Consider the following 25,247-nt stretch of genomic DNA (forward strand, 5'->3'; position numbering starts at 1 on the left):
GGGGCGTGGGATCAGTGATTGTAATCAATCGGATCAACGCCCAGATCCTTTGCAATTGAAATGTTCATGCGCGACCGTTCGTCTTCGGATTTGAAACGCACATAGTGCAGGCGCGGGAACCGTTCTTCCAATATTGCCATGGAATGAAACGGGTTTGTGCGCGCCAGAATGATCAACGGTTTGCCCGCATGCGGTTCGTTCACCGCGTCGCGCATGGCACCGATATCATGGCCGTCGATTTCAACGCAGACCGCGCCGAAATTGGTGAACTTGGCTTTCAGATCGCCCACCTCCATCACGCTGTCCATGGCGCCATCGCATTGCTGATCGTTGACATCCATGATCGCATACAGATTGTCGATGCCATGGAAACTGGCGGCCTGCACCGCCTCCCATGTCTGGCCTTCCTGCACTTCGCCGTCAGACATATAAACCCAGGTGCGCCCGGTTTCCTTTTTCAACTTGCGGCCATAGGCCAGACCCGCGCCGGTGGACAGGCCGATGCCCAGGGTGCCGTTGTGCACCTCCATGCCCGGCGAATGTTCGGCGCCGATCATTTCAACCGATGATCCGTCCTGGTTGAACATTTCCAACCCCTCGGGGGCCATGCGCCCGACTTCGATCAGGGTGGCATAGGCGACCAGCGCGTAATGGGCGGGGGCGATGAACAGGCGGTCATACTGGGGGTCGAACGGGCCGTTATATCCGGCGCCGGTGTGATAATCGGGGTTGTCGGCCGAGGGCACGCCGGCAAATGGTTTGGGGATCATCGGCAGGGTCGGATCGCCCAGATTCAATTCTTCGTTGTAAAGCCATGCCAGCTGTTCGCCCGCCGAACAGGCCTGTGACAGATACCCGCCATTGTTGCGCATGGAATGTTCAAACACCCGCCGCCGGATCCCCAATGCGACGTCTTCCGTGGTTTTCCTGTTTCGCATAGCTTCGCCTTTGACTTGGATTTCTGATGGATCATGGGGGGTGGCCGGGTGTCCCAAGGCCGCGCGCGGCCTTGGGGCGGGGTGTGATTAACGCTGTGGCAGCGCGATCCAGTCCGCGACCGAAACATCGGCATGCTGGAACTGGGGCATTTTCGCGCCCAGCTCATCCATGTTCTTGATGTCGTTGTCGTTGAGGAATTTCTGCGTGATCAATGTGGGCGGCACCACGACCGATGCATCGGGGGTTTCGCCCGCCAGCATCAGCGCCAGTGTGCGCACCGAAACCTCGCCGACCACGGCGGGGTTGGTGGCCACGGTCGCCACCCAGGCCGAGCCGGGTTCGCGCATTGCCGAAATATCGGCGGTGGATACGTCAGCCGAATAGATATCGATATCGTCGGTCAGCCCGGCCTCGTCCACGGCGATTTTCACGCCCTTGGCGAATTCGTCAAACGGGGCAAACACCACGTTGATGGTCGGGTTGGCCTGAAGAACCGAGCGCGCCTGATTGGCGACGGCATTGGCGATGGGGTTATCCAGCGTGCCGAACATGGCCGCTTCGGTGACGTTTGGATTGGCCTCTTTGAATTCCTTCCAGGCCACATCGCGCCGGTCCAGCGGGGCAATGCCGGGCACATAGACATATCCGGCGGTAAACGCATCGCCGTTGTCTTCCAATGCCTGATCAAGGGCAAGTTTGCCTAGCAGGTAATCGGATTGTTCGATCTGCGGAATTGCCGGATTTTCAACGTTAACGTCAAAGGCGACAACCTTGATCCCGGCATCCAGCGCGCGTTGTGCGACCTCTTTGATGGATTCGGTCAGGCCGTGCTGAATGATGATGCCATCCACGCCAAGGGCAATCGCCTGATCGACCATATCGGCCTGAAGCGCGGCATCCTGGCGGCTGTCCAGAACGCGCAGGTCAACGCCAAGGGCGGCGGCCTGTGTTTCCACGCCCGACAGATATGATTGAAAGAAATCGCCGGTCGACAGATACCGCACCAGCGCGATCTTTACATCGCCGGGATTGTCAAAGGGGGCGGGCATATCGGCGGCAAAGGCCGCGCTGCCGGTGGCAAGAACCGATACTCCGGCCCCGACCAGTTTGATCATGTTTCTTCTCAGCATATTAAATCCTCCCATGGGTTTATCTGAGGTTTCAGGCTTTTCGCGCCGTCGCACTTTTGGACGAAAGATAAAAGGTAAAGACCAGCGCGCAGACCAGAACCGCGCCCTTGACGAAGTCCTGGGTATAATAGGGCGCGTTCATCATCGTCATGCCCTGCAGCAAAATCCCGACAAACAGCGCGCCGATGGCCGTGCCAAAGGCATTGGGCCGTGCCGCGCCCAGCACCGCAAATCCGATCAGGGCGGCGGCGACGCTGTCCAGCAACAGGTTGTTGCCCGAGGCAATATCGCCCCGCCCCAGACGCGCCGCCAGCAGGATGCCGCCAATCGACGCGGTGACGCCGGAAATCATATAGGCCAGGATCTTGTAACGTTGCACATTCGCCCCGACCAGCTCTGCCGCCCGCTGGTTTGACCCGATGGCATACATCAACCGGCCATGGCGGGTGAATTCAAGGAATATCCAGATCGCCAGCGCCACCAGAATAAAGATGACCACGGGAACCGGGATCAGCCGTTCAAGAAAGAAATCAAACCGGTGCCGCCCCAGCCACAGAAACGCCGCCGAAAACGTGCCTTCGGCATTGGTGCCGTCCGGCAGGCTCATGCCGGTGGCGATGGAATTGCCCTGGGTGGGGATGCGTTGCAGACCGATCAGCAAAAACATCATGCCAAGGGTGGCCAACAGATCGGGCACCTTCATTTTCACGATCAGCAATCCGTTGATCAGTCCGACAAATGCCCCCATCGCCAGACACAGCAAAACCGCGACATAGGCGGGCTGTTCCAGGATCACCATGGAATAGGCCGACAGCATCAGCGCCGATGTGGCAACCGACCCGATCGACAGATCAAACCCGTCAACCACCAGCGTGCAGGTCACGCCCAGGGCCAGAATGCCGGTGATGGCCACCGATTGAAACACGAACACCGCCGAACGGGCGCTGAAAAACCCCGAGGCCGAAAGACTGAAATAAACCGACAGCCCCACCAGCAAAAGGATGAAGCCATATTTTATGGCAAAGGATCGCGTGCCTTCAGTGCCCATTCGTGTCGTTCCTCATGCAGCTTTTTCGCCCGTGATCTGGGCCACCAGCGCGGCCAGATCCAGATTCGAATTTTCATGTTCACCCACCAGATTGCCTTCGTTCAGCACAATGATGCGGTCGGCAATTTCGATGGCTTCGTCGATTTCGGCAACAAAAACCAATGTTGCGCGCTCGCCTGCGGTTTCGCGGATGTGGCGGCCGATGTCGCGTCGCGCGCCGATGTCGACACCCTGAAACGGTTCATCCAGCAGCAACACCTGACTGGGTTTCAGCAACCAGCGCCCGATCATCACCTTTTGCTGGTTGCCCCCCGACAGGGTGCCGATGCCATCGTCCTGTGATTGGCAGACCACGCCGATCCGGTCGATCATGTCGGTGGTGGCGCGGCGCTGTTGGGTCTGGCGGATGAATGACAGCGTGCTGAAGGCGCGCAGAAACGGCAGGCTCATGTTGTCGGTGATGTTGAAGGCGGGCACCACGGCGTTGTTGCCGCGATCCTTGGGTGACATGTAAACGCCGGCGGCGATGGCGCCATTGGCATTGGCCGGATCATAGGGCGCGCCGTTGATCTTCATCGTGCCGGCCGCGGGTTTGCGCAGGCCAAAGATGATATCGGCCAGTTGGCTTTTGCCGCTGCCCAGCAATCCGGTGATTGCGATCACTTCGCCCTTGTGGGCGGTGATGTTGAACGTGGGCCAACCGGGGCGCAACGACAGGTTTTCAATTTCCAGAACCGCGGCACCGCCGGTTTTCGGGGTGATGTTCACATCGGTCATCTTGTGACCCAGCATCGCCGTGACCGCGCCTTCGTAATCCAGCGGTGCGCCCTCGAACGTGCCCGACACCTGCCCGTCGCGCATGGAGATGATGCGGTCGGCAATCCGCCGGATATCCGACATCCGGTGCGAGATATACAAGATCGCCACACCCTGCGCGCGCAACCGGTCAATGAACCCGAACAAACGATCCGCCTCGGTGGCCGACAGGGATGAGGTGGGTTCATCCAGGATCAGAACCTTGGGCGCGCGGGCCATGGCGCGGGCGATGGCAATCAACTGCCGGTCGGCCACGTTCAGATCGCTGACCCGGGTTTTGACATCCATCTTCAGGCCCATGGACCGGGCAATTTCGCCCGCCTGCGCGCGCAACACCCGGTCGCGCACGAATGTCTTAGCGCCCGGTTTTGTCAGCTGATCCAGCATCAGGTTGGTTGCCACATCCAGATCGGGAATCACCCCGTCATCAATATTCTGATGCACCGCGACCACCCCTTGGGACAGGGCATCGGCGGCAGTGGCGGGGGCATAGGGCGCGCCGCTCAGGCGCATTTCGCCCCCGTCCAGCCCGTGAATGCCGCAAATCGCCTTGACCAATGTGGATTTTCCGGCGCCGTTCGCCCCCATCAGAACAGTAACCGTGCCCGCATCCAGCGACAGGGCGACGTTTTTCAAAACCGCGTTGCGACCAAAGCTTTTTCGAACACCTTCAACTGTCAAGACGGCTGACGTCATTGTTCCTCCCATGGCGATGTGCCGTGTGTTGGGGGCATCGTGACGCCGGTTTACCCATTTGTCAACGGCCTTGACAAATGGCTATTGTTGGGTTTTTTGTGGGGCAGGAGGTACACCATGGAAAAAGCGAGCACCTATCAAGAGCTGTCGGCCGACACCCTGGCCGCGCGGCTGAATTCCATTGCCGCCGTGACCGACCGGGTGGGGGCCGATACATCGCAATGGCAGGTGAAAGAGGTTGGCGATGGCAACCTGAACCTGGTGTTCATTCTGAACGGGCCAAAGGGCACCGTGATCGTGAAACAGGCATTGCCCTATGTGCGGCTGGTCGGGGATTCCTGGCCGCTGCCTTTGTACCGCGCGTTTTATGAAAATCAGGCGTTGATCCGTCAGCAACAGCGCGATCCGGGCAGCGTGCCGCAGGTGTTTCATTTTGACGGCGATCAGGCGCTGATCATCATGGAATATCTTGCGCCCCACATCATTTTGCGCGGCAAACTGATTGCCGGGGAACGGGTTGCAAACCTGTCACGCACCATGGGCGAATTTTGTGCGCGCACCGCGTTTCGCGGTTCCGAACTGTGCATGGCCAGCGGTGACAAAAAGGCCGATGTCGCGCTGTTTGCGGGCAATGTGGCGATTCCGGCGATTTCTGAAGCCCTGGTATTCACCGCCCCCTATCACGAGGCCGAGCTGAACCACCACACCCCCGAACTGACCCCGGTGGTTGAAAAACTGCGCGGTGATGTGGCGCTGAAAACCCGGGTGCAGGCGATGATGATGAAATTCATCTCGAACACCGAAACCATGTTGCATGGCGATCTGCACACCGGATCGATCATGTCGACCGATGATGACAGCCGGGTGATTGACCCCGAATTCGTGCAATACGGCCCGATGGGGTTTGATATCGGGATGCTGACCGCCAATTTCCTGATGGCGTATTTCAGTCAGCCCGCCCATCGCAGTGCTGCCGATCTGGGTGGATATCAGGGCTGGATCCTTGATCAGATCCGCGAGATTTTCGAACATTTCGATACCGAATTCCGCCATCTGTGGAAAACCGAACGCACCGGCATCCTGTATCCCGCCACCCTGTTCGAGGATCAGGGCCACAGTTCCGACGCCGCCTGTGAGGACGTGCTGCGCCAGATTTACGAAGATGCCTTTGCGTTTTGCGGCATTGAGATGCTGCGCCGCGTTCTGTCATTGGCCCATAACGCCGATTTCGAAACCATAACCGACACCGCCGTGCGCGCCCCGCTTGAGGCGCGCAATATCATGATGGGCGTCGAGCTTATCCAAAATGCCGAAACCGTCAGGGATGTCGCATCTTTGATCGCAATGGCCGAACGATTTAACGCAGGAGATATCCTATGAAGGTGAACGGAAAACATTATCGGTCGCTTTGGTGGAATTCGGATACCGCAGTTCTGGAAATCATCGATCAACGCTGGTTGCCCCATGATTTCCGCACCCAACCCGTCACCACGATGGAGGAATTTGCCGCCGCCATCGTTGAAATGCGGGTGCGCGGGGCGCCGTTGATCGGCGCGACGGCGGCCTATGCCATGGCCCTGGCGATGAAAATCGACCCGTCCAATGACCATTTCGAAAAGGCCTGGGCGTATTTCAACGCCACCCGCCCCACGGCGGTGAACCTGCGGTGGGCGTTGAACCGGTGCAAGGATGCGTTGCTGCCCCTGCCGGAAAATCAGCGCGCCGATGCGGCGTTGACGCTGGCCCATGAAATCGCCGACGAAGATGTGGGCATCAATGCGCAGATCGGTCAGCACGGTCTGGCCCTGATCCGCGAGATTGCGGCGAAAAAGAAAGACGGCGCACCGGTCAACATTCTGACCCATTGCAATGCCGGATGGCTGGCAACGGTCGATTGGGGCACCGCCACCAGCCCGATGTATCATGCCCATGATGCCGGCATCCCGATTCACGTCTGGGTCGATGAAACCCGGCCCCGCAATCAGGGCGCGATCACCTCCTGGGAATTGGGCCGCCACGGCGTGCCCCATACCTATATCGTTGACAATGCCGGTGGCCATCTGATGCAACATGGCATGGTTGATATGGTGATTGTCGGCACCGACAGAACCACCAGCCGGGGCGATGTGTGCAACAAGATCGGCACCTATCTCAAGGCGCTGGCGGCGCACGCCAACAACGTGCCGTTCTATGTTGCGCTGCCCTCACCGACGATTGATTGGACCATCGCCGATGGTGTCGCCGATATTCCGATCGAGGAACGCGATGCGCGCGAAACCACCCATGTGCAGGGCAAACTGCCGGATGGCAGCATCGAAATGGTGCAAGTCACCCCCGATGACACGCCGGGCGGCAACCCCGCCTTTGACGTGACGCCAAACCATCTGGTGACCGGGCTGATCACCGAACGCGGCGTGGCCAAGGCCAGCACCGAAGGATTGCAAGCGCTGTTTCCCGATCTGGCCAAGGCGGCGCAGACGCAAAAACCGGGCGGCTGATGTGCCCGACAATGCGCCCCGGCCAAGTGATGACATAAGATTGGACCGTCAGGAGCGGGCCATTCTTGACACCACGTGGTGTTATTATCACGAGGGCCTGAACCAAAGTGAGATCGCCGGGAAACTGGGGATTTCACGGGCCTCGGTGGTGAATTACCTGTCAGAGGCGCGCAAGCGGGGATATATCAGGATCTCGCTTGATCCGGGCATTTTCACCGAACACGAACTGGCGCGCCGGGTGGCCGATACCTTTGGGTTGAAAGAGGTGAGCATCGCGCCGTCTTCGGGGGCGGATACGGCCGCGCGGGTGGCGAAAATGACCGCCGACTGGCTGCCGCATCTGTTGACCAAGGGCGACCGTCTGGGCGTTGCCTGGGGCGAGACGATATTTCAGGTGTCCGAAGCCGCCTCAAGCCAGGTGATCGAGGATCTGGAAATCGTGCAACTGGTCGGGTCGCGCCCGGCCTCAAAAGGGTTTGCCGCCGAAATATGTTCGGCGATGCTGGCGCGCCAGTTCGGGGCCCATTGCGTGAACCTGCATGTGCCGCTGTTGTTGTCGGACAAGGAACTGGCACAGCGGCTTTTGGCCGAACCTGTGATTGTTGAACAGATGGCGGCGGTGACCAATTGCAACAAGACGATTTTCGCCTGCGGCACCTGCAATGAAGACAGTCACATCCTGAAAACCGGGCTGATGAATTTTGAACAGTTGGAACGCTACAAGAAACGCGGCGCCACGGGCGTGATCTGCGGGCGGCTGATTGATGCAAACGGCGTGCACATGCCCACCCCGGTGGAAGAGCGGATGATCGGCATCACGCTGGACAAGATGAAGAACAAGGAAATGGGGCTTTTGGTCGGGTCGGGGCGCAAACGGGTCGATCCGATGCTGGCCGCGATCCGGGGCGGGTATGCCACCCATCTGGCCACCTGTGATGACACCGCCCGATTGCTGTTGAAACGGGCAAACGCCCAAGGCTGAAAAGAAAGCCGCGGCCGGGGTCATGGCACCACCGCGCGCTTTGAATTGATGAAAGATGAACATGCAGAACAACTGGAATGATCGCGACGCCACCGCCCTGATCGAAGAGCTGGGAAAATCGGGCGTCAACGAGGATCTCGCACTCAGGGTCTATACCACCCGGTTGCTGGGCCGTGTGCCGCAACTGGTGCTGCATGGCGGTGGCAATACGTCGGTCAAAACCACGGCCACCGATATTGGCGGGCAGAACTGGGATGTTCTGTGCGTCAAAGGCAGCGGGTGGGACATGGGCGTGATCGAACCGGCGGGTCTGCCTGCGGTGAAATTGGAACCATTGTTGCGCACCCGGAATTTTGACGCCCTGTCCGATGAGATGATGGTGGAGTTGCAGCGGTCGAACCTGATTTACTCAGGGTCGCCCAACCCGTCGGTCGAGGCATTGTTGCATGCCTTCATTCCTCATAAATTTGTCGATCACACCCATTCAACCGCCGTGCTGGCGGTGATCGATCAGGAAAATTCAGCCGAATTGGCGCAACAGGTGTTTGGCCCGCGCTTTGGATTTGTGCCCTATATCATGCCCGGTTTCGATCTGGCGAAAAAGGCCGCCGAAGTGTACGAGGCAAACCCCGATGTTGATGGTCTGATCCTGGACAAACACGGAATCTTCACTTTTGCGCAAACGGCCAAGGGGGCTTATGATCTGATGATCGACGCGGTCAGCGCCGCCGAAGATTATGTCGCCACCCACCAGAAATTCACATCCTTCCCAAAGGCCGATTTGCCGGCACAGATCGCAACCCCGGAAAACGTTTTGCCGATCGTGCGCGGGATCGTGGCCGAGGCATTGGGCGAGGGCGAATTCAACCGGTTCATCTGTGATTACCGCACCGATGCCCACATTCGCGATTTTGTCGATGCCGCCGATCTGGCCGATTTTGCCACCCGCGGCATGCCGACCCCGGATCTGTCGATCCGGATCAAGAACAAGCCGGTGATCCTGCCTGTGCCCGAAGCCGGCAAACTGGATGACTTCAAACAGCGCGCGCAGGCGGCAGTTGATGCCTTTATCGCCGATTATACCGCCTATTTCACCGAACATGATTCCGCCGATGATGTGGCGCGCACCATGCTGGACCCGATGCCGCGCCTTGCCCTGATCCCGGGCTTTGGTCTGATCGGATTCGGGCGCACCGGCAAAGACGCGGCGATTGCGGCGGATGTGGGCGAGATATTCATCGAAACCGTGGCCAATGCCGAAAGGCACGGCGCGTTTCACCCGGTGTCGATGGGCGAACTGTTCAAGCTGGAATATTGGTCACTGGAACAGGCGAAACTGGCCAGCGCGAAAAAGCGGCCCCTGGATGGGCAGATTGTTCTGGTCACGGGCGGGGCAGGGGCGATTGGCGCGGCCACCTGTGCGGTTTTTGCAGAGCAGGGCGCACAGGTGGTGGTGGCCGATCTGGACCTGTCCAAGGCGCAAGAGGTGGCGCAATCGCTGTCGGGCAACCATCTGGCGCTGGCCTGTGATGTGACCGATCCGCAAAGCGTGGCATCGGCGTTTGACGCGATATCGCGCCGCTATGGCGGGTTGGATATTGTGGTCTCCAATGCAGGCGCCGCATGGGAAGGGGCGATTGGCGATCTCGACGATGCCATTCTGCGCAAAAGTTTCGAGCTGAATTTTTTCAGTCACCAAACCGTGTCGCAACATGCGATTGCGGTGTTCAAGGCCCAGGGCACCGGGGGCTGTCTGCTGTACAACACATCGAAACAGGCGATCAATCCGGGCGCGAATTTTGGCGCCTATGGGTTGGCCAAGGCGGCGACACTGTTCCTGTCGCGCCAGTATGCGTTGGAATATGGCGCAATCGGGGTGCGTTCAAACGCGGTGAATGCCGATCGCATCCGTTCGGGATTGTTGGACGGTGACATGATTGCCAACCGGTCTTCGGCGCGCGGCGTCAGTGTGGCCGATTACATGGCGGGCAATCTGTTGCGCCAGGAAGTCACTGCGCGCGATGTGGCCGAGGCGTTTCTGGCCCAGGCGCTGGCGCGGCGCACCACCGGCAATGTTGCCACCGTGGATGGTGGCAATATCGCGGCGATCCTGCGCTGACGCTCAGTCCTTTACAGGGTCGTCATCGGGGGCGCGTCCGGGCCAGAATTTGATGCCCGGGCGGGCCCGCCCACCGCCCAATGCGGCCACGGTGCCATCGGCGCGCCAACAGGCCGCGCCCTCCATTGTGCCGTCGTGATGAAAGGCAATCGCGTTCATTCCGCCGCCCACATGGGGCATGACGCGCACCTTGTGGCCCAGATCGGCCAGATCGGCCCGGATCGGTTCAAACCCGGTTTCGATTTCCAGTTCGTGGCCCTCGGTCCACAGGCGCGGGGCCTCGATGGCGCGTTGCAAGGGCATTTCATGGTCAATCAGGTTGACGATGGCCTGCAACGCCGATGGGAAAATCCGCAACCCCCCCGGCAGGCCCAAGGCCCAGGCCATGGCGCCGTCTTTCAACACCATCATCGGCGCGGTCGATGTGGGCACCCGTTTGCCCGGCGCCACCGACAGGGCGCGCCCCGGATGCGGGTCGAAATTCATCATGTAATTGTTGGGGATCATCCCGGTGCCCGGCACCATATAGCGCGCGCCGAAAATGCCGTTGATCGTGTGGGTGGCAGACACCACATTGCCCATGCCATCGGCCACGGTGATATGGGTGGTGTCGGCGCTTTCATATCCGCCGCCCGCAATCGGGGCGGGTGCGGCGACATTGCGCAACCGGCTTTGGGATGCGGTGCCGTATTCCTTTGAAATCAGCCGCGCCACCGGCACATCGATGAAATCGGGGTCACCACTGGCGGCGCGCCGGTCTTCAAACCCGATGCGGATCACCTCGGCCATCAGGTGCATGCCCTGAACGCTGCCAAAGCCCAATCCCGCCACATCGTGATGTTCCAACAGGTTCAGCATTTGCGCGATATGCACGCCCGATGACGCGGGCGGCGGCGGGCCGACCACATCAAACCCGCGATAGGTGCCGGTGATCGCGTCGCGCAGTTTCACCTGATAATCGCGCAGATCATCCTGGGTCAGCCATCCGGCATCATCGCCGCCGGTGGCGATACTGTCGGCCAGGGCCGCGCCCAACGCCCCGCCGTGCAATGCGGCGGCGCCTTCGGTTTCGATCAGGCGCAGCGCGGCGGCAAAATCGCCCTGAACCAACCGATCCCCCGCCGTCAGGGGGGTGCCGCCGGGCAACAGCAGATCTGCGATCACCGGGTCGCGCGCCAGATCGCCCGCCGCCTCGGAAATGGCACCCGACAGATAGGGCGTGATCACAAAGCCGCGTTCGGCCAGTTTGATGGCCGGTGCAATGACATCGCCAAAGGGCAGGGCGCCATGATCGGCCTGCATCGCGCACCATGCCGCCAGATTGCCCGGCACCGCCACCGCCGATGGCCCAAGCGCCGAGCGGCGGTGGCGCGTTTCCATATGGTTGGGCGGCGTGTCGGATACGGGGTCGTAAATTTCCGGGTGGGTTGATCCGGGGGCCTGTGCCATCCCGTCATAGACAATGTGGCGCCCGTCTTTCAGGCGGATATGGGCCATGCCACCGCCGACAATGCCCACCATCATCGGTTCAACCACGCACAGCGCCAACAGCGATGCGACCGCGGCGTCGATGGCATTGCCGCCCGCCGCCAGCACCTCGTATCCGGCGGCAGACCCGAGGGGGTGATTGGTGACAACCACACCGCCCCGCCCGCTGGCCGGGGATTTTTCACAGGTGAAGGAAATGGGAGACATGGCGATGATCCTTTCACGGGGGTGCGCGCGCAACTTGCCCGATGTGCGCGGGTCGGGACAAATAAGAAAATTCTTATCGCTCACAAATCTTTTGGATTGGACGTCGCCGCCCCACCCGATGATCCTTGGGCCATGCTCCGGCCCGTCACATCAAGGGATAACTTGCCATGTCCGTCGCGAAGTCGCACTCTGATGTTCAGTTCGGCGCGGTGCCTGTGCCACCCCCGGGGTTTGTCAAGGAAAGAGCCATAGTATGAAAGACGGTGTAACAGCGCCCGGAACCTGGCGCATCGGGGTCGATTCCGGCGGAACATTCACAGATGTATGCCTGTTTGACGAGGCCAGCGGCGAAGTGGCGGTGTGGAAGGTGGCATCGACCCCGGACGATCCGTCGCGCGGCATTGCCCAAGGGGTGGATGAGGCGCTGAACAATCGCGCCGTGGCGGCGACAGATCGCGCCGCCGCTGTTGCCTATCTGGGCCATGGCACGACGGTGGCCACCAATGCCCTGATCACCGGGGCGGGCGCGCGTGTGGGTTTGATTACCACCAAGGGGTTTCGCGACCTGTTGGAAATCGGCCGTCAGAAACGCCCCGACCTGTATGATATCTTTGCCGCCAAACCGCCCACGCTGATCCCGCGCGATCTGCGGTTTGAGGTGGCAGAGCGGATGTTGCACACCGGCGAAGTCTCGGAAACCCTGGACGGCGACGCCGTGCGCGCCGCCGCTCGCGCGTTACGCGAACAGGGCGTCGAGGCGGTGGCGATCTGTTTTCTCTATGCGTTCATCAACCCGGCCCATGAACAGGCGGCCAAGGCGATTCTGGCCGAAGAATTGCCCGACGCGTTCCTGTGCGCCAGTCACGAAATCGCCCCCGAGTTCCGCGAGTTCGAGCGTTTGTCGACCACCACGGTCAATGCCTATCTCGGGCCGATCATGCACCGCTATATTTCGCGCCTCTCGCCCCGGTTTACCGATATGGGCCTGACGGTGCCGCCGCATCTGACCCAATCCAACGGCGGCGTTGTGCGTTTTGATGTGGCCTCGCTTACCCCGGTGCGCGCGGTTTTGTCGGGGCCATCGACCGGGGTTGTCGCGGCACGGGCGATCGGCACCAAGGCCGGGTTTGACGACATCATCACCTTTGACATGGGCGGCACATCATCGGATGTGGCGTTGATGGCGGGGGGCGATGTGGCCCAGACCAACGAAAGCACGGTGCATGGCTATCCGATCAAGGCGCCGATGCTGGATATTCACACGGTCGGGGCCGGGGGCGGATCAATCGCCAGCATCGATTCGGGCGGATTGCTGAAGGTGGGGCCGGAAAGCGGCGGTGCCGATCCGGGGCCGGTGTGTTACGGGCTGGGCGGCACGCGGCCCACCGTGACCGATGCCAATATCGTTTTGCAAATCCTCAACCCCACCCATTTGCTGGATGGTCGGATGAAGGTGCGCCGCGATCTCGCGGTTGAGGCGATTGGCAAGATGGCCGATCAGTTGGGAATGCAGCTTGAGGATACGGCACAGGGCATCCTTTCGGTGGTGTCGGCCAATATGGCCAAGGCGATCCGGGTGATTTCGGTGCAGCGCGGCCATGATCCGCGCGCCTATGCGCTGATGGCGTTTGGTGGGGCGGGGCCGCTGCATGCGGTGCGGTTGGCACAGGAACTGGGCATGGCGCAGGTGATTATTCCGCGCAGTCCGGGCATTTTATGCGCCATGGGCCTGTTGCTTACCGATCTGCGGGCGGATTTTTCCACCACCCGCCTGATGCCTCTGGAAGAGGGATCACTGTCCGCGATCAACGCCGCCCTGGCCGATGTGGAACAACAGGGCCAGGCCTGGTTCGAAGATGAACAGATCGCCCCCGAGGCGCGCCGCCTGACCCGCCGTCTTGATATGCGATACGAGGGGCAGAACCACGAATTGCCGATTGCGGTGCCCGATGGGGTGCTGGACGCCGCCGCCATTGAAACGTTGAAAGACGCATTCGCGCAGGCGCACACCCGGATGTATGGCTTTGCCGTGCCGGGCGAACAAATCAACTGTGTCACCTTCCGGGTTGAGGCGGCGGGCCTTGTGCACAAGGCCGATCTGCCCGAACAACCCTTGGGCGATCCCGATGCCAGCGGTGCGGTGACAGGCACCCGCAAGGTGTGGTATCCTGAAACCCGCGCCTTCAGCGACACCGCCCTGTATGCGCGCGACAAATTGCGCCCCGGCATGGAGTTTGCAGGCCCGGCCATCGTTGATCAGATGGATACGACCACGCTGATCCCGCCGGGCGTGCGCGCCCGTGTCGATACATTGGACAATCTGATATTGGAGCTTGCGCCATGAGCCTGACTCTTGATCCCATCACCGTCGAAGTGATCGGCGCGGCGCTGTCCTCAATCGTTGAGGAAACCGGCGAGGCATTGGTGCGCGCGTCCTATTCCACCAACATCAAGGAGCGGCGCGATTGTTCCACCGCCCTGTTTGACCGCGAGGGGCGCACCCTGTGTCAGGCCGAACATATCCCGATTCATCTGGGCAGCTTTCTGGATTTCATCCCGATGATCCTGGCCGCCCACGATCCGGCCGATATGGCGCCGGGCGATGTGTTTGTCGGCAATGATGCCTACCGCGGCGGCGGCACCCATTTGCCAGATATCGTGCTGGCACAGCCGATTTTCGTTGACGATGAATTGGTCGCCTGGACGGTGAATCTGGCGCATCATTCCGATTTCGTGGATCGCGGCCATGCCCATATCTATCAAGAGGGGCTGCGGATTCCGCCAATCCGTCTGTACCGCGGGGGTGAGTTGCAAAAAGACATGCAGGATCTGATCCTGCTGAATTGTCAGGTGCCGCGCGAACGTCTGTCGGATCTGCGTGCGCAAATGGCGGCCAACCGGGTCGGCGTGCGCCGCTTTACCGAATTATGCGCGCGTTATGGTGTGGAAACGGTGCTGGCCTCGGGGCAGGCATTGCTGGATTATGCCGAACGCAAAATGCGCGCCGGGCTGGCCGGTCTGCCCGATGGCACATGGCGGTTTGAAGACGTGTTTGACAGTCTGGATATCGACGAACCGCTGCCGTTGGCCGTGACCATCACCATCGCGGGCGAAGACATCACGTTGGATTTCGAGGCCCCGCCACAGGTGCGGTCGGGCATCAACATGACGCGCACGGCGCTTCTTGCCACCGTCTATTACATCGTGAAATCGGTGGTTGACCCCACGGTGTTGCCCAATGCGGGCCTGGCGCGGGCAATCACGGTAAACGCCCCCGAAGGGTCGGTCGTGAATTGCAGCCACCCGGCGGCGGTGAACGGGCGGGTGCAAACCTGTCAGCGGGTGGCCGATTTGATCCTGGGCGCATTGGCGCAGGCGGCGCCGTCCCGTGCTTCGGCCTGTACCAATTCAACCTGTACGGTTTCGGTGTTTTCCGGTGTGCGCCAATCGGGGCCGCAAAAGGGCCAGTATTGGGTGTACCTTGAAACCATCGGCGGGGGGGGCGGGGCGCGCGCTGATGCTGACGGGCTGGATGGCATTCATGTGCATGTGACCAACACATCGAACCTGCCGGTCGAGGCGTTGGAGCTGGAATATCCGCTGATCCTGGAACGCTATGAACTGGTTGACGGATCGGCGGGCGAGGGGCGGCACCGGGGCGGCATGGGTCTGCGCCGGGTGTATCGCGCCACCGAAGATTGCATGGTGCGGGTGGATATTTCGCGCACCGAATCGCGGTCCTGGGGGTTGGATGGCGGCGGGTCTGGCGGGCACGGCGGTTTTGTCACCAGCCCCGAAACCGCACCGTTTGATCGCGGCAGCGGCACCTTGCGCGCCGGTGAATGGCTTGAGGTGATCACGCCGGGGGGGGGCGGATTTGGCCGCCCCGTCGATCAGGCGCAAAGCGTCGCCGTCAAGGTGGCCGCAGAATAACGCACACAACAATCGCAAGGGATCGTTCGAAGATCTCACATCAACAGGGAGCATTACATATGACCAACACTCTGAATCGCCGCGGATTTCTGGCCGCAACAGGCGCCATGGCCGGGGGTCTGGCCTTTATCGGCCCGGCGGGCCTGCACGCCCAAGAGGGCGGCACGCTGCGCTTTGCGCTGTCCACCTATCCGCCCAGCTTTGATGGCTGGGCCTCGGGCGGCACGGCGGCGGGCACGATCAAGCTGCTGATGCATCGCGGTTTGCTCAGCTATGATCCCGAAGGCATGATCCGCGGTGAACTGGCCGAAAGCTGGGAGGTGGACGACAACGGCGTTTGGACATTCAAACTGCGCGATGCCAAATGGCACGACGGATCGCCCGTCACCGCCGAAGACATCGCCTGGAACGTGACCGAAGCACAAAAACCCGATTCAGCGGCGTTTTTGCAGGCGCAACTGGCACAAATCATCGCCGTGGAAACCCCCGATGATAAAACCGTGCGGATGATCACCCAAGAGCCTCTGGCCGTGGTGCCGGGCTGGTTTGCCCATTACAACATGCCGATGATCAAAAAGGGCGAGCCGCGCGATACCATGATCGGTGCCGGCCCGTTCAAGATGGGCGAGCGGGATCGCGGCGTATCGCTGACCCTGAATGCCAATCCCGATTATTACAAAGAGGGCCTGCCGAAATTGGCCACGGTCGAGGCAATTGTGTATTCCGATGAAAACCTGCGCGTCGCCGCATTGGAAGCGGGCGATGTTGATCTGATCGAATATGTGCCGTGGCAATCCATGGCCAAGGTCGATGAAAACCCCGACCTAAGCTTGAACGCGGTCGATGGCCCGTTCATGTATCTGACGTTTAACGCCACCCGCGCGCCGTTTGACAACCCGTTGGTGCGCCGCGCCGTCGCCCATGCGATCAAGCGCGAAGATATCGTTGCGGCGGCGTTTTTCGACCGTGGCGGCGTGTTGGAGCATCTGCCGATTGCCGACAAATCCGAATTCTTCAACCCGGAATTCGCCAATGCCTGGAATTACGACCCCGAAAAAGCCAAGGCATTGCTGACCGAGGCGGGCTATCCCGATGGATTTTCCTGTACCATGCTGTCAACCGCGCAATACGGCATGCACCAATCCACCGCCGAAGTGTGCCAGGCCTATCTTTCGATGATCGGTATCAATGCGCAGCTTGATCTGCCCGAATGGTCAACGCGGGTGCAAAAGGGCAACGAAGGCAATTATGATCTGGCCGTGTTCGGCACCACCGCCGCCAACAACGACCCCGATGGCCTGACCAACATGCTGGATGGATCGCAACCGCCCAGTTTCGTGCGCAGTCACGGTTTGGAAACCCCCGAAATCACCGCGGCCCTGGCCGAAGGACGGGCATCGTTCGACACCGAAGAGCGCAAGAAGATCTATAAGGAAATGGAGCGGATTGCGATTGAAACCGCGCCCATTGTCGGTCTGGCCTGGCGCAGTCAGGGGTATGCGATGAAAAATTCCGTATCGGGCTTTTCCAACCTGCCCGGCCAATTGACCTTCTATTCCGGCATCACGCTGGAAGAAACCATGATCGGTTAAACTGAACAGATGCTCAGATATATTGCCTATCGAAGTGTCGTTGCGATCTTCCTTGTTTGGGTGGTCGTGACGGCGGTGTTCCTGTTGCTTCATCTCATTCCGGGCGATCCGGCTGAGCTGTTGCTCAGTCAGGGTTCAATCGCGGCCGATCCGGCGGCGGTGGCCGCGCTGCGCGAACAAATGGGGCTGAATGCGCCGATATGGCAACAATATCTGGATCATCTGGGCGGTGTTTTAACCGGCGATCTGGGCGTGTCGTTTCGCGACGGCGCGCCCGTGGTTGGCCAGATTGCCCAACGTCTGCCCCGCACGCTTGAGGTGATCATCACCGCGTCGATCATCGCCACCGGCATCGGCATTCCCCTGGGCAGCTATGCGGCGATTCACGCAGGCAGCCGCACCGATAGCGTGATTTCGTTTCTCGCCTCGGCGGCCTTGTCCACCCCGGTTTTCGTCGTAGGCTCGGTTGTGATCCTGATTTTCGCGCAAAAGCTGAAAATCCTGCCTGCGGGGGGCTATGTGCCATTTTCCGAAGATCCGTTCGGCCATATCCAACTGTTGTTATTGCCTGCGGGCACGGTTGCCCTGGCGCTTCTGGCGGTGATCACACGGATGAGCCGCGCCTCGGTGTTGGAAGTGTTGGCGCGCGATTACATTCGCACCGCGCGGGCCAAGGGCCTGCCGCGGCGGCGGATTTTGAAACGCCATGTGGTGCGCAATGCGCTTATTCCGGTGCTGACGATTCTGGGGCTGGAAATGGGCACATTGATTGGCGGCACGGTGTTGGTCGAATTTGTATTCAATTGGCCCGGCCTGTCGGGATATCTGGTAAACGCGGTGGATTCACGCGATTACCCCGAAGTGGTGGGCATTGTGATGACCATATCCATTCTTTTCGTATTTCTGAACCTGTTGGTCGATGTGATCAATGCCGCCCTTGACCCCCGCATCAGTCTGGTGCGCGGATGACCGGGGCACAGCGCAGGCTGATCCTGCCCGCCAGCATCGCCACCTTTATCGCCGTGCTGGTGTTGTTGGCGCCGTTCCTGCCCCTGGCCGATGTGCGGGCGATGGATGTTCCGGGGCGGTTTTCGCCCCCCTCGGCGGAACACTGGCTGGGCCAGGATGAATTTGGCCGCGATGTGATGTCGCGGCTGATCTGGGGTGGGCGCGCATCGCTGTTTATCGCCATCGGCTCGGCCCTCGCGGCGGCGGTGATTGGCACCACTTTGGGCCTTTTGGGCGGGTTTTTTCGCGGGTTGGTTGAAATCATCACCGTGCGCGCGTCCGAAGTGATCTTGTGCCTGCCACCGCTTCTTTTGGCGCTGTTGGTGGTGACGATTCTGGGCGCGGGCACTTGGCCGCTGATCCTGGCGCTGACGTTGTTATATACGCCGAACTATGCGCGGGTGGTTTATGCCGCCACGTTGCAGGTGCGATCCTTGGATTATGTCACGGCGCAAACCGCCATGGGCACCCATCCGATGCAAATTCTGGTGCGTACGGTGTTGCCCAACATCCTGCCGCCGTTGTTGGTGCAGATGTCATTGGTTGTGGCCTCGGCCATGGTGATTGAAAGCGGGCTGTCGTTTCTGGGCCTTGGCGTTGTGCCGCCCACCCCGTCGTGGGGGTTGATGATCCGCGCGGCGCGCGGCGCGATGGAGCAACAATGGCTGTTGCTTTTGTGGCCCTCTCTGGCGTTGGCCGGTACGATCCTGACGTTCAATCTGTTGTGTGACCGGCTGCAGATCGCGCTGGACCCGCGCGGCATTACCGGCAGCGGTGCCTTGTGGTTGCGCCGGGGCCATGACGGGCCACCGAAATCTGCCGCGCCCGCGCCGAAAATCGCCAAGTCCGACGCGCTGTTGCAGGTTGAGGATATGTCGATTTCACTGGCGAAGGGATCGAAAGATATCGAACTGGTGCGCAATGTGTCGTTCACCGTGATGCCCGGCGAAACCCGCGCCATTGTGGGCGAAAGCGGGTCTGGCAAAACCCTCAGCGCGCTGGCGCTGACCGGGCTGTTGCCCGATGTTCTGTCGGTCAGCGGGGGGCGCGCCCTGCTGCGCACCCGCGCCGACGAAACCGTTGATCTGACCCGTCTGGACGAGGCGGCGTTGCGCGCCCTGCGGGGCGGTGAACTGTCGATGGTGTTTCAGGATGCCAGTGCAGCGTTAAACCCGGTGCTGCGTCTGGGCGAACAATTGGGCGAGGTGATCAAGGCCCATAATGATATGGATGACGGGGCCGTGGCCGAACGGGTTGTCGCGCTGTTGCGCCAGGTTGGTATGCCCGATCCCGAACAACGGGTGCGCGCGTACCCGCACGAATTGTCGGGCGGGCAACGCCAGCGCGCGATGATCGCCGTGGCCGTGGCCAATGATCCGCGCCTGTTGATCGCGGATGAACCCACCACCGCGCTGGACCCGACAATTCAGGCGCAAATCCTGAAGCTGTTTCAAACCCTGAAAGAGGCGACCGCCGATATGGGGCTGATCTTTGTCACCCATGATCTGGCGGTGGTTGCCGAAATCGCCGATCAGGTGACGGTGATGTATGCCGGTCAGGTGGTTGAGGAAGGCCCCGTGGCAGAAGTGTTCGCGCGCCCGCGCCACCCCTATACCGCCGCACTGATTGCATCGGTGCCCGAAGGCGGGGCCGAAAGGTTGGTGGCGATTCCCGGCACCGTGCCGGTGCCTGCCGAAATGCCCAAAGGCTGCCGGTTTGCGCCGCGCTGTGCCCATGCGATTGACGCGTGCCGCCGCGACATTCCCGATATCGAACGCCCCGCGCCCGGCCGGCGCACCCGCTGTATCCGCTGGAAAGAGGTGACATGATGCAAACCGAACCGGAACAGACCCTGATCGAGGGGCGCGGATTGGCACGCAATTTCCCGCAACGGCGCGGGCTTTTGGGGCAGGCGCGCGATGTCTGGGCCCTGCGCGATGTGAATCTGACCATTGCCCGGGGCGAAACCGTGGGCGTTGTCGGGGAATCGGGCTGTGGCAAATCCACCCTTGGGCGGATCATGCTGGGGCTGGATGAACCCACCACCGGCACGGTTGATTTTGACGGGCGCGATCTGTTCGCACTCAGCGGGCCAGAGCGGCGCAAACTGGCGCGCCGGATGCAGATGGTGTTTCAGGATCCGTTCGGATCACTGGACCCCCGGCGCAGTGTCGGCGCACAGATTGCCGATGGGCTGCGCACCCATGATATCGTGCCAGCCAATGAAATACCGACCGAGGTGGCGCGTCTGGCCCAACAGGTGGGCCTGTCCCATGATGCGATCAACCGCCGCCCCCATGAATTTTCGGGCGGGCAACGCCAACGCATCGCGATTGCCCGCGCCCTGGCCACCCGGCCTGATTTCATTGTCGCGGATGAACCGGTGTCGGCGCTGGATGTGTCGATTCAGGCGCAGGTGGTGAACCTGCTGATGGATTTGCGCCGCGATCTCAATCTGGCGATGCTGTTTATCAGTCACGATCTGCATGTGGTGCGCCACCTGTGCAACCGGATCGTGGTGATGTATCTGGGCCGCATCGTCGAAGAAGGCCCCGCCGACAAGGTATTTGGCAGCCCCGCACACCCCTATACCCGCGCCCTGCTGGAATCGACCCCGTCGATGAAACCCACGGGGCGTGATTTGGGCGACCGGGTGTTGCCCGGCGAATTGCCCAGCCCGATGAATCCGCCCTCGGGCTGTGCGTTTCGCACCCGTTGCCCGCTGGCCGAACCGGCCTGTGCACAGGCCGTGCCACCGCTTGATCCCCAAGGCCCGGGATGGCGCGCCGCCTGTATCAAGGCCGGGCCGGTCAAACCCGCCATACCCGAGCCTGCATAAATATTTCTATCGCACGACAAGACGTTTGAATTGGACGTTTTGATCCCTCCGGCCTTTGATGGCCGCAAATTGGAACCTAAAACCACAGGAGCGCCCGATGATCGACAAGATCCGCATGGCCGAACTGACCTCTCAAGAAGCCCGCGAAAACCTGACCGGCGAGGCCGTTGTATTGCTGCCCATGGGATCGCTTGAGGATCAGGGGATTCACGCACCCATGGGCGATTACATGGCCGCCGATCTGGTGGCGGTGGAAATGGCCAAAGCGGCGCGCGCCAAAGGCGTGGCCACATTCGTGGCCCCGGTGATCCCGTTTGGCGGGCGCGATTATTTCGATTCCAGCCATGGGGGCATTTCGGTCAGCCATGGCACATTGGCCGCGATCATTGACGATATGTTTGCCTGTCTCAACCGCCACGGCATTCGCAAGATCATGATCGTCAATGGCCATGGCGGCAACGTGCCGGTGATCACCGAGGTGGCGCTGCGCTGGCGGCACAAGGCGGGGCTGTTCGTGCCGTCGATGTATCTGTGGCAGGTGGCCTATGGTCTGTTGCCTGACATGATCGGCAAGGAAAAGGCGGCGAAATCGTCGGGCCATGGCGGTGATCCGCTGACGTCGGTGGGGCTGCATTTTTACCCCGACCTGTTGCGCCGCGATCTGGTGCGCCCGGCCCCCACCGGGGCCACGGTAAACGGGTTGAATGTATCCAGCTTTTCAACCCTGCGCTATGACGGCGTAAACTTTCAGGCCCCGATCGAAGCATTGGAGGCGACCGAAACCGGCGCGTTCAACTGTGACCCGACCCTGAGCAGTGAGCAGACCGGCGAAATGCTGGTTACCCGTCTGGCCGAAATCGGCGCCGGGTTCATCACCGACCATGTGGCGCGCGGTTTGCACGACTGACGGCACATTCACACAACTGGGGAGAGATAACATGAAAACACTAACCAAACTCAGCCTGGCCACCGCCATGGTTTTTGGCCTGACCGCTGCGGCGCAGGCCGAATCGTGGCGCATGGCCACAAAAATGCCCGTGGACAGCCCCGAAGGCCAGGTGTTCACCAAATTCGCCGAACTGACCGATGAATACACCAACGGCGAACTGACGATCACCGTGTTCCCCAACGAACAGTTGGGCAAGGAAGACGCGGTTCTGGAACAGCTTCAGGCGAATATCATCCAGATTTACGCCGAAGGTTTCGGCTATATGAAAAAGTGGGAACCGGCGCTGGCGTGGATGTCGGCCGCCTTTGCGTTTGATGATTACGACCATTGGCAGCGGTTCATGACATCGGAAACCGCCCAAGGCTGGTTTGACAGCGCGGCGGAACAGGCGGGCGTGCGCCCCCTGGGCGATCCGACCCGCATCTTGCGCGGCCCGTTCCGGGTGATGGTATCGAACAAACCCATCGAAAGCGCCGCCGATGTCGAAAACATCAAACTGCGGATGCATGAAAACAAAGTGGCCATCGAAACCTGGGATCACCTGGGCGCCGAGGTCATCACCCTGCCCTGGACCGAAGTGTATCAGGGCATTTCCAAAGGCATCGTCGAGGCGGTAAATTCGCCCATCGCCCTGGTTGAATCCATGCGCTTTAACGAGGTGGCACCCTATATCACGCGCCATGACGAATACTGGCAGTCCGTCGGTTTCATGGTCAACGAAAAGGCGCTGGCCGGTCTGGATGAAGACACCCGCGCGGGCCTGATGAAGGCCTATAACGAAGCGGGCGATTTCAGTCAGACCCTGATGTTTGACGTGGCCGAACAGGGGATCGAACGGATGAAGGCCGCAGGCGCGACCTATACCGTTCTGGACACGGCCCCGATGGTGGAAAAGATGCGCGGTTTTTATGCCGACATGACCGCCTCTGGCGATCTGCCTGCAGGGTTCCTTGACGCCATCGAAGCGGCACGAGCACCAAATTGATCCCGCATGATTATATCCCCGAGAGCGCGCTGACGCGCGCTCTCAATCTGGCCGACCGGATCAACTGGTCGTTGGGTGGCGTGTTCATGTGGCTGTCCAACATCTGTCTGTTGATCATGCTGGGCCTGACCACGGCCACGATTGTGCTGCGTCCGTTTGATATTTCGTTCTACTGGATGTGGCCCTGGACGATGGTGTTTTTCATCTGGCTGTCGTTCTTCGGGTTTTTCGCGCTTTATGCTCGGCTGAAAGACGTGCGCGTTGATTTTCTGGCCAATATGCTGGGCCCGAAAGGGTTTGCCATGACCCGCATTCTGACCGACGCGGCAACGCTGTTGGTGACCGGTGTTCTGATCTGGCAGATTCCCACGGTCATCGAAACATCGCGCGGCGTTTATGACGGGGCGATCCTGCCTGCGGGGTACGAACTGCCGCGCCTGGCGCTGTCGATTCCGCTGATGATATCCTCGGTTCTGATTGCGCTGAGCGCGCTTCTGGATCTGGCCAAGATGGCCGCCGGGATGCCCGAAAACGTCGTCAATCACCTTCCGGAGGCCTGAGTCATGGCATGGATTCTGTTTGGCACATTCATTGTGCTGATCCTGGCGCGCGTGCCGATTTCAATCGCCATCGGCACGGCGGTGGTTCTGACCTTTCTGAGTTCTGATTTTTCCAACGCGTTGCAGATCATTCCCCAGCAGATGTTGGAGGGGGTGAACAAGGCGTCCCTGACCGCGGTGCCGTTTTTCATCATGGCGGGCAATCTGATGAACGCCACCGGCGTGACCGAACGGATTTTTGCCTTTGCCAATGCGTTGGTTGGCCATCTCAAGGCCGGTCTGGCGCAGGTGAACGTGCTGTCGTCGATGATTTTTGCCGGTATTTCCGGCGCGGCCGTGGCCGATTGTGCGGGCCTTGGCGCGATTGAAATCAAGGCGATGCGCGAGGCGGGGTATAAACCCGCCTTTGCCGCCGCGATCACGGTGGCCTCATCGGTGATCGGGCCGCTTATTCCGCCCTCGATCGGGCTGGTGATCTATGCCTTTCTGGCCCAGCAAAGCATCGAGCGGATGTTTCTGGCCGGGCTTCTTCCGGGCCTGTTGGTGGGCGCATCGCTGATGATCTATGTGCGCGTCATCGCCGGGTTTCAGGATTTTCCAACCCAGAAACGCGCCACGGTAAAAGAGGTGACACACACCGCGCAACACGGTTTCGCGGCGCTGATGGCCCCGGCGATCATCCTTGGGTCAATCATGTTCGGCTTTGTCACCGCGACCGAAGCGGGGGTTCTGGCCTGTCTTTACTGTATCCTTTTGGGGCTGTGGTACAAGGAACTGACCTGGAAAGGTTTCATGCTGGCGCTGTCGGACACGGCCATGGTGACATCGGTGATCATGATCATCATCGCGTTTTCCATCGCCATGGGTTGGCTGTTGGCAATTGACCAGACGCCACAAAAACTGGCCGCCTGGACATTCGCGCTGACCGAAAACCGCAATGTGTTTCTGGGTCTGTTGCTGGTGTTCATCATTCTGGTGGGCTGCGTTGTCGAAGGCGTGCCTGCCAAACTGATCCTGGTGCCCACGCTTTTGCCGCTGATTGATGCCTATGGCATCGACCGGGTGCATTTTGGCATCATCATTCAGCTTGGCCTGTTGATCGGCATTGCCACGCCGCCGATGGGGATCGGTCTTTATATCGTCTCCGAAGTGGGGCGGGTGCCGTTTGAAAAAGTCACCCTGGCGGTGCTGCCGATGCTGGTGCCGCTGATCGCGGTGCTGATCCTGCTGACCTATGTGCCGGCGGTCTCCACCTTTCTTCCTGATCTTGTCCTTGGAAAGCAATGAACCGATATGTCAAACCTGATCTATAAAACCAATCCGATGCCCGAAAAGATCGAGCAGTCAAAGCTTGACCGTCTGGCAAAGCTGGAAACCGCGACCATCGGCCATTTCTATCACTTCGGCTTTGCCGCCCCGGCGATTCAGCCGGTGCTGCGCGGCAAGGTGGTGACGGGA

The 25,247-nt window shown here is 60.5% G+C and carries 19 protein-coding genes; 14 read left to right on the plus strand and 5 right to left on the minus strand.

Annotated features, from left to right (window positions below; translation table 11 throughout):
- Positions 1 to 11: 11 nt before the first annotated feature.
- The 4 genes from C8265_RS16555 to C8265_RS16570 all read right to left on the minus strand — a co-directional run bounded on the left by C8265_RS16555 (position 12) and on the right by C8265_RS16570 (position 4,629).
- A complete protein-coding gene (locus C8265_RS16555; protein WP_108485140.1) occupies positions 12 to 938 on the minus strand; it encodes a transketolase in 927 nt (308 codons plus the stop codon).
- 87 nt (positions 939 to 1,025) lie between these two features.
- The gene (locus C8265_RS16560) at positions 1,026 to 2,069 is read right to left on the minus strand and encodes a substrate-binding domain-containing protein (protein ID WP_108485141.1); all 1,044 of its coding nucleotides are present in this window, start codon (positions 2,067 to 2,069) and stop codon (positions 1,026 to 1,028) included.
- 31 nt (positions 2,070 to 2,100) lie between these two features.
- Complete coding sequence (locus C8265_RS16565; RefSeq protein ID WP_108485142.1) at positions 2,101 to 3,117, minus strand: ABC transporter permease; 1,017 nt, start codon at positions 3,115 to 3,117, stop codon at positions 2,101 to 2,103.
- 12 nt (positions 3,118 to 3,129) lie between these two features.
- Entirely contained in the window at positions 3,130 to 4,629 is a 1,500-nt protein-coding gene (locus C8265_RS16570) for a sugar ABC transporter ATP-binding protein (RefSeq protein WP_108485143.1), read from the minus strand.
- 117 nt (positions 4,630 to 4,746) lie between these two features.
- On the opposite strand from C8265_RS16570, the gene mtnK reads away from it, so the two are divergent.
- Genes mtnK through C8265_RS16590 form a run of 4 tightly spaced genes read left to right on the plus strand, consistent with a single transcriptional unit; the run spans position 4,747 to position 10,228 of the window.
- Positions 4,747 to 6,009, plus strand: a complete 1,263-nt coding sequence (gene mtnK / locus C8265_RS16575; protein ID WP_108485144.1) for an S-methyl-5-thioribose kinase — start codon at positions 4,747 to 4,749, stop codon at positions 6,007 to 6,009.
- Positions 6,006 to 7,127 (plus strand): S-methyl-5-thioribose-1-phosphate isomerase, encoded by a 1,122-nt coding sequence (mtnA, locus tag C8265_RS16580; protein WP_108485145.1) that lies wholly within the window; start codon positions 6,006 to 6,008, stop codon positions 7,125 to 7,127. The genes mtnK and mtnA overlap by 4 nt, the downstream gene beginning before the upstream one ends.
- A 1-nt stretch (position 7,128) precedes the next feature.
- Complete coding sequence (locus tag C8265_RS16585; RefSeq protein ID WP_108485146.1) at positions 7,129 to 8,109, plus strand: sugar-binding transcriptional regulator; 981 nt, start codon at positions 7,129 to 7,131, stop codon at positions 8,107 to 8,109.
- Between the two features lie 55 nt (positions 8,110 to 8,164).
- Complete coding sequence (locus C8265_RS16590) at positions 8,165 to 10,228, plus strand: bifunctional aldolase/short-chain dehydrogenase (protein WP_240611121.1); 2,064 nt, start codon at positions 8,165 to 8,167, stop codon at positions 10,226 to 10,228.
- 3 nt (positions 10,229 to 10,231) lie between these two features.
- Here C8265_RS16590 and ggt read toward each other — a convergent pair whose 3' ends face one another.
- Positions 10,232 to 11,923 (minus strand): gamma-glutamyltransferase, encoded by a 1,692-nt coding sequence (gene ggt / locus C8265_RS16595; RefSeq protein ID WP_108485164.1) that lies wholly within the window; start codon positions 11,921 to 11,923, stop codon positions 10,232 to 10,234.
- Positions 11,924 to 12,176: 253 nt separating this feature from the next.
- Here ggt and C8265_RS16600 point away from each other — a divergent pair, with 253 nt between their 5' ends.
- The 10 genes from C8265_RS16600 to C8265_RS16645 all read left to right on the plus strand — a co-directional run bounded on the left by C8265_RS16600 (position 12,177) and on the right by C8265_RS16645 (position 25,076).
- On the plus strand, positions 12,177 to 14,267 hold the full coding sequence (locus tag C8265_RS16600) for a hydantoinase/oxoprolinase family protein (RefSeq protein WP_108485147.1): 2,091 nt from the start codon (positions 12,177 to 12,179) through the stop codon (positions 14,265 to 14,267).
- Positions 14,264 to 15,856: a hydantoinase B/oxoprolinase family protein gene (locus C8265_RS16605; RefSeq protein WP_108485148.1), complete on the plus strand. Its 1,593-nt coding sequence runs from the start codon at positions 14,264 to 14,266 to the stop codon at positions 15,854 to 15,856. The genes C8265_RS16600 and C8265_RS16605 overlap by 4 nt, the downstream gene beginning before the upstream one ends.
- 59 nt (positions 15,857 to 15,915) lie before the next feature.
- Positions 15,916 to 17,448 (plus strand): ABC transporter substrate-binding protein, encoded by a 1,533-nt coding sequence (locus C8265_RS16610; protein ID WP_108485149.1) that lies wholly within the window; start codon positions 15,916 to 15,918, stop codon positions 17,446 to 17,448.
- Positions 17,449 to 17,457: 9 nt separating this feature from the next.
- Complete coding sequence (locus tag C8265_RS16615) at positions 17,458 to 18,417, plus strand: ABC transporter permease (RefSeq protein ID WP_108485150.1); 960 nt, start codon at positions 17,458 to 17,460, stop codon at positions 18,415 to 18,417.
- Positions 18,414 to 20,285: a dipeptide/oligopeptide/nickel ABC transporter permease/ATP-binding protein gene (locus C8265_RS16620; RefSeq protein ID WP_108485151.1), complete on the plus strand. Its 1,872-nt coding sequence runs from the start codon at positions 18,414 to 18,416 to the stop codon at positions 20,283 to 20,285. The genes C8265_RS16615 and C8265_RS16620 overlap by 4 nt, the downstream gene beginning before the upstream one ends.
- A complete protein-coding gene (locus C8265_RS16625) occupies positions 20,282 to 21,295 on the plus strand; it encodes an ABC transporter ATP-binding protein (RefSeq protein ID WP_240611122.1) in 1,014 nt (337 codons plus the stop codon). The genes C8265_RS16620 and C8265_RS16625 overlap by 4 nt, the downstream gene beginning before the upstream one ends.
- 97 nt (positions 21,296 to 21,392) lie before the next feature.
- A complete protein-coding gene (locus C8265_RS16630; protein WP_108485153.1) occupies positions 21,393 to 22,202 on the plus strand; it encodes a creatininase family protein in 810 nt (269 codons plus the stop codon).
- A gap of 31 nt (positions 22,203 to 22,233) precedes the next feature.
- Positions 22,234 to 23,229, plus strand: coding sequence for a TRAP transporter substrate-binding protein (locus C8265_RS16635; protein ID WP_108485165.1), 996 nt, complete (start codon positions 22,234 to 22,236; stop codon positions 23,227 to 23,229).
- Positions 23,226 to 23,789, plus strand: coding sequence for a TRAP transporter small permease (locus C8265_RS16640; RefSeq protein WP_108485154.1), 564 nt, complete (start codon positions 23,226 to 23,228; stop codon positions 23,787 to 23,789). The genes C8265_RS16635 and C8265_RS16640 overlap by 4 nt, the downstream gene beginning before the upstream one ends.
- A 3-nt stretch (positions 23,790 to 23,792) precedes the next feature.
- Positions 23,793 to 25,076: a TRAP transporter large permease gene (locus C8265_RS16645; protein WP_108485155.1), complete on the plus strand. Its 1,284-nt coding sequence runs from the start codon at positions 23,793 to 23,795 to the stop codon at positions 25,074 to 25,076.
- Positions 25,077 to 25,247: the final 171 nt, after the last annotated feature.

Source organism: Oceaniglobus ichthyenteri (genome assembly GCF_003057885.1).
GTDB classification, from domain to species: domain Bacteria; phylum Pseudomonadota; class Alphaproteobacteria; order Rhodobacterales; family Rhodobacteraceae; genus Oceaniglobus; species Oceaniglobus ichthyenteri.

Excerpts from the sequence above, each read along its gene's own strand:
- C8265_RS16570 (WP_108485143.1), bottom strand. The coding sequence starts at position 4,629 with ATGACGTCAGCCGTCTTGACAGTTGAAGGTGTTCGAAAAAGCTTTGGT.
- C8265_RS16605 (WP_108485148.1), top strand. The coding sequence starts at position 14,264 with ATGAGCCTGACTCTTGATCCCATCACCGTCGAAGTGATCGGCGCGGCG.
- C8265_RS16555 (WP_108485140.1), bottom strand. The coding sequence starts at position 938 with ATGCGAAACAGGAAAACCACGGAAGACGTCGCATTGGGGATCCGGCGG.
- mtnA (WP_108485145.1), top strand. The coding sequence starts at position 6,006 with ATGAAGGTGAACGGAAAACATTATCGGTCGCTTTGGTGGAATTCGGAT.
- C8265_RS16620 (WP_108485151.1), top strand. The coding sequence starts at position 18,414 with ATGACCGGGGCACAGCGCAGGCTGATCCTGCCCGCCAGCATCGCCACC.
- C8265_RS16630 (WP_108485153.1), top strand. The coding sequence starts at position 21,393 with ATGATCGACAAGATCCGCATGGCCGAACTGACCTCTCAAGAAGCCCGC.
- C8265_RS16600 (WP_108485147.1), top strand. The coding sequence starts at position 12,177 with ATGAAAGACGGTGTAACAGCGCCCGGAACCTGGCGCATCGGGGTCGAT.
- C8265_RS16625 (WP_240611122.1), top strand. The coding sequence starts at position 20,282 with ATGATGCAAACCGAACCGGAACAGACCCTGATCGAGGGGCGCGGATTG.
- C8265_RS16610 (WP_108485149.1), top strand. The coding sequence starts at position 15,916 with ATGACCAACACTCTGAATCGCCGCGGATTTCTGGCCGCAACAGGCGCC.
- C8265_RS16645 (WP_108485155.1), top strand. The coding sequence starts at position 23,793 with ATGGCATGGATTCTGTTTGGCACATTCATTGTGCTGATCCTGGCGCGC.
- ggt (WP_108485164.1), bottom strand. The coding sequence starts at position 11,923 with ATGTCTCCCATTTCCTTCACCTGTGAAAAATCCCCGGCCAGCGGGCGG.
- mtnK (WP_108485144.1), top strand. The coding sequence starts at position 4,747 with ATGGAAAAAGCGAGCACCTATCAAGAGCTGTCGGCCGACACCCTGGCC.
- C8265_RS16560 (WP_108485141.1), bottom strand. The coding sequence starts at position 2,069 with ATGCTGAGAAGAAACATGATCAAACTGGTCGGGGCCGGAGTATCGGTT.
- C8265_RS16565 (WP_108485142.1), bottom strand. The coding sequence starts at position 3,117 with ATGGGCACTGAAGGCACGCGATCCTTTGCCATAAAATATGGCTTCATC.
- C8265_RS16615 (WP_108485150.1), top strand. The coding sequence starts at position 17,458 with ATGCTCAGATATATTGCCTATCGAAGTGTCGTTGCGATCTTCCTTGTT.
- C8265_RS16635 (WP_108485165.1), top strand. The coding sequence starts at position 22,234 with ATGAAAACACTAACCAAACTCAGCCTGGCCACCGCCATGGTTTTTGGC.
- C8265_RS16590 (WP_240611121.1), top strand. The coding sequence starts at position 8,165 with ATGAACATGCAGAACAACTGGAATGATCGCGACGCCACCGCCCTGATC.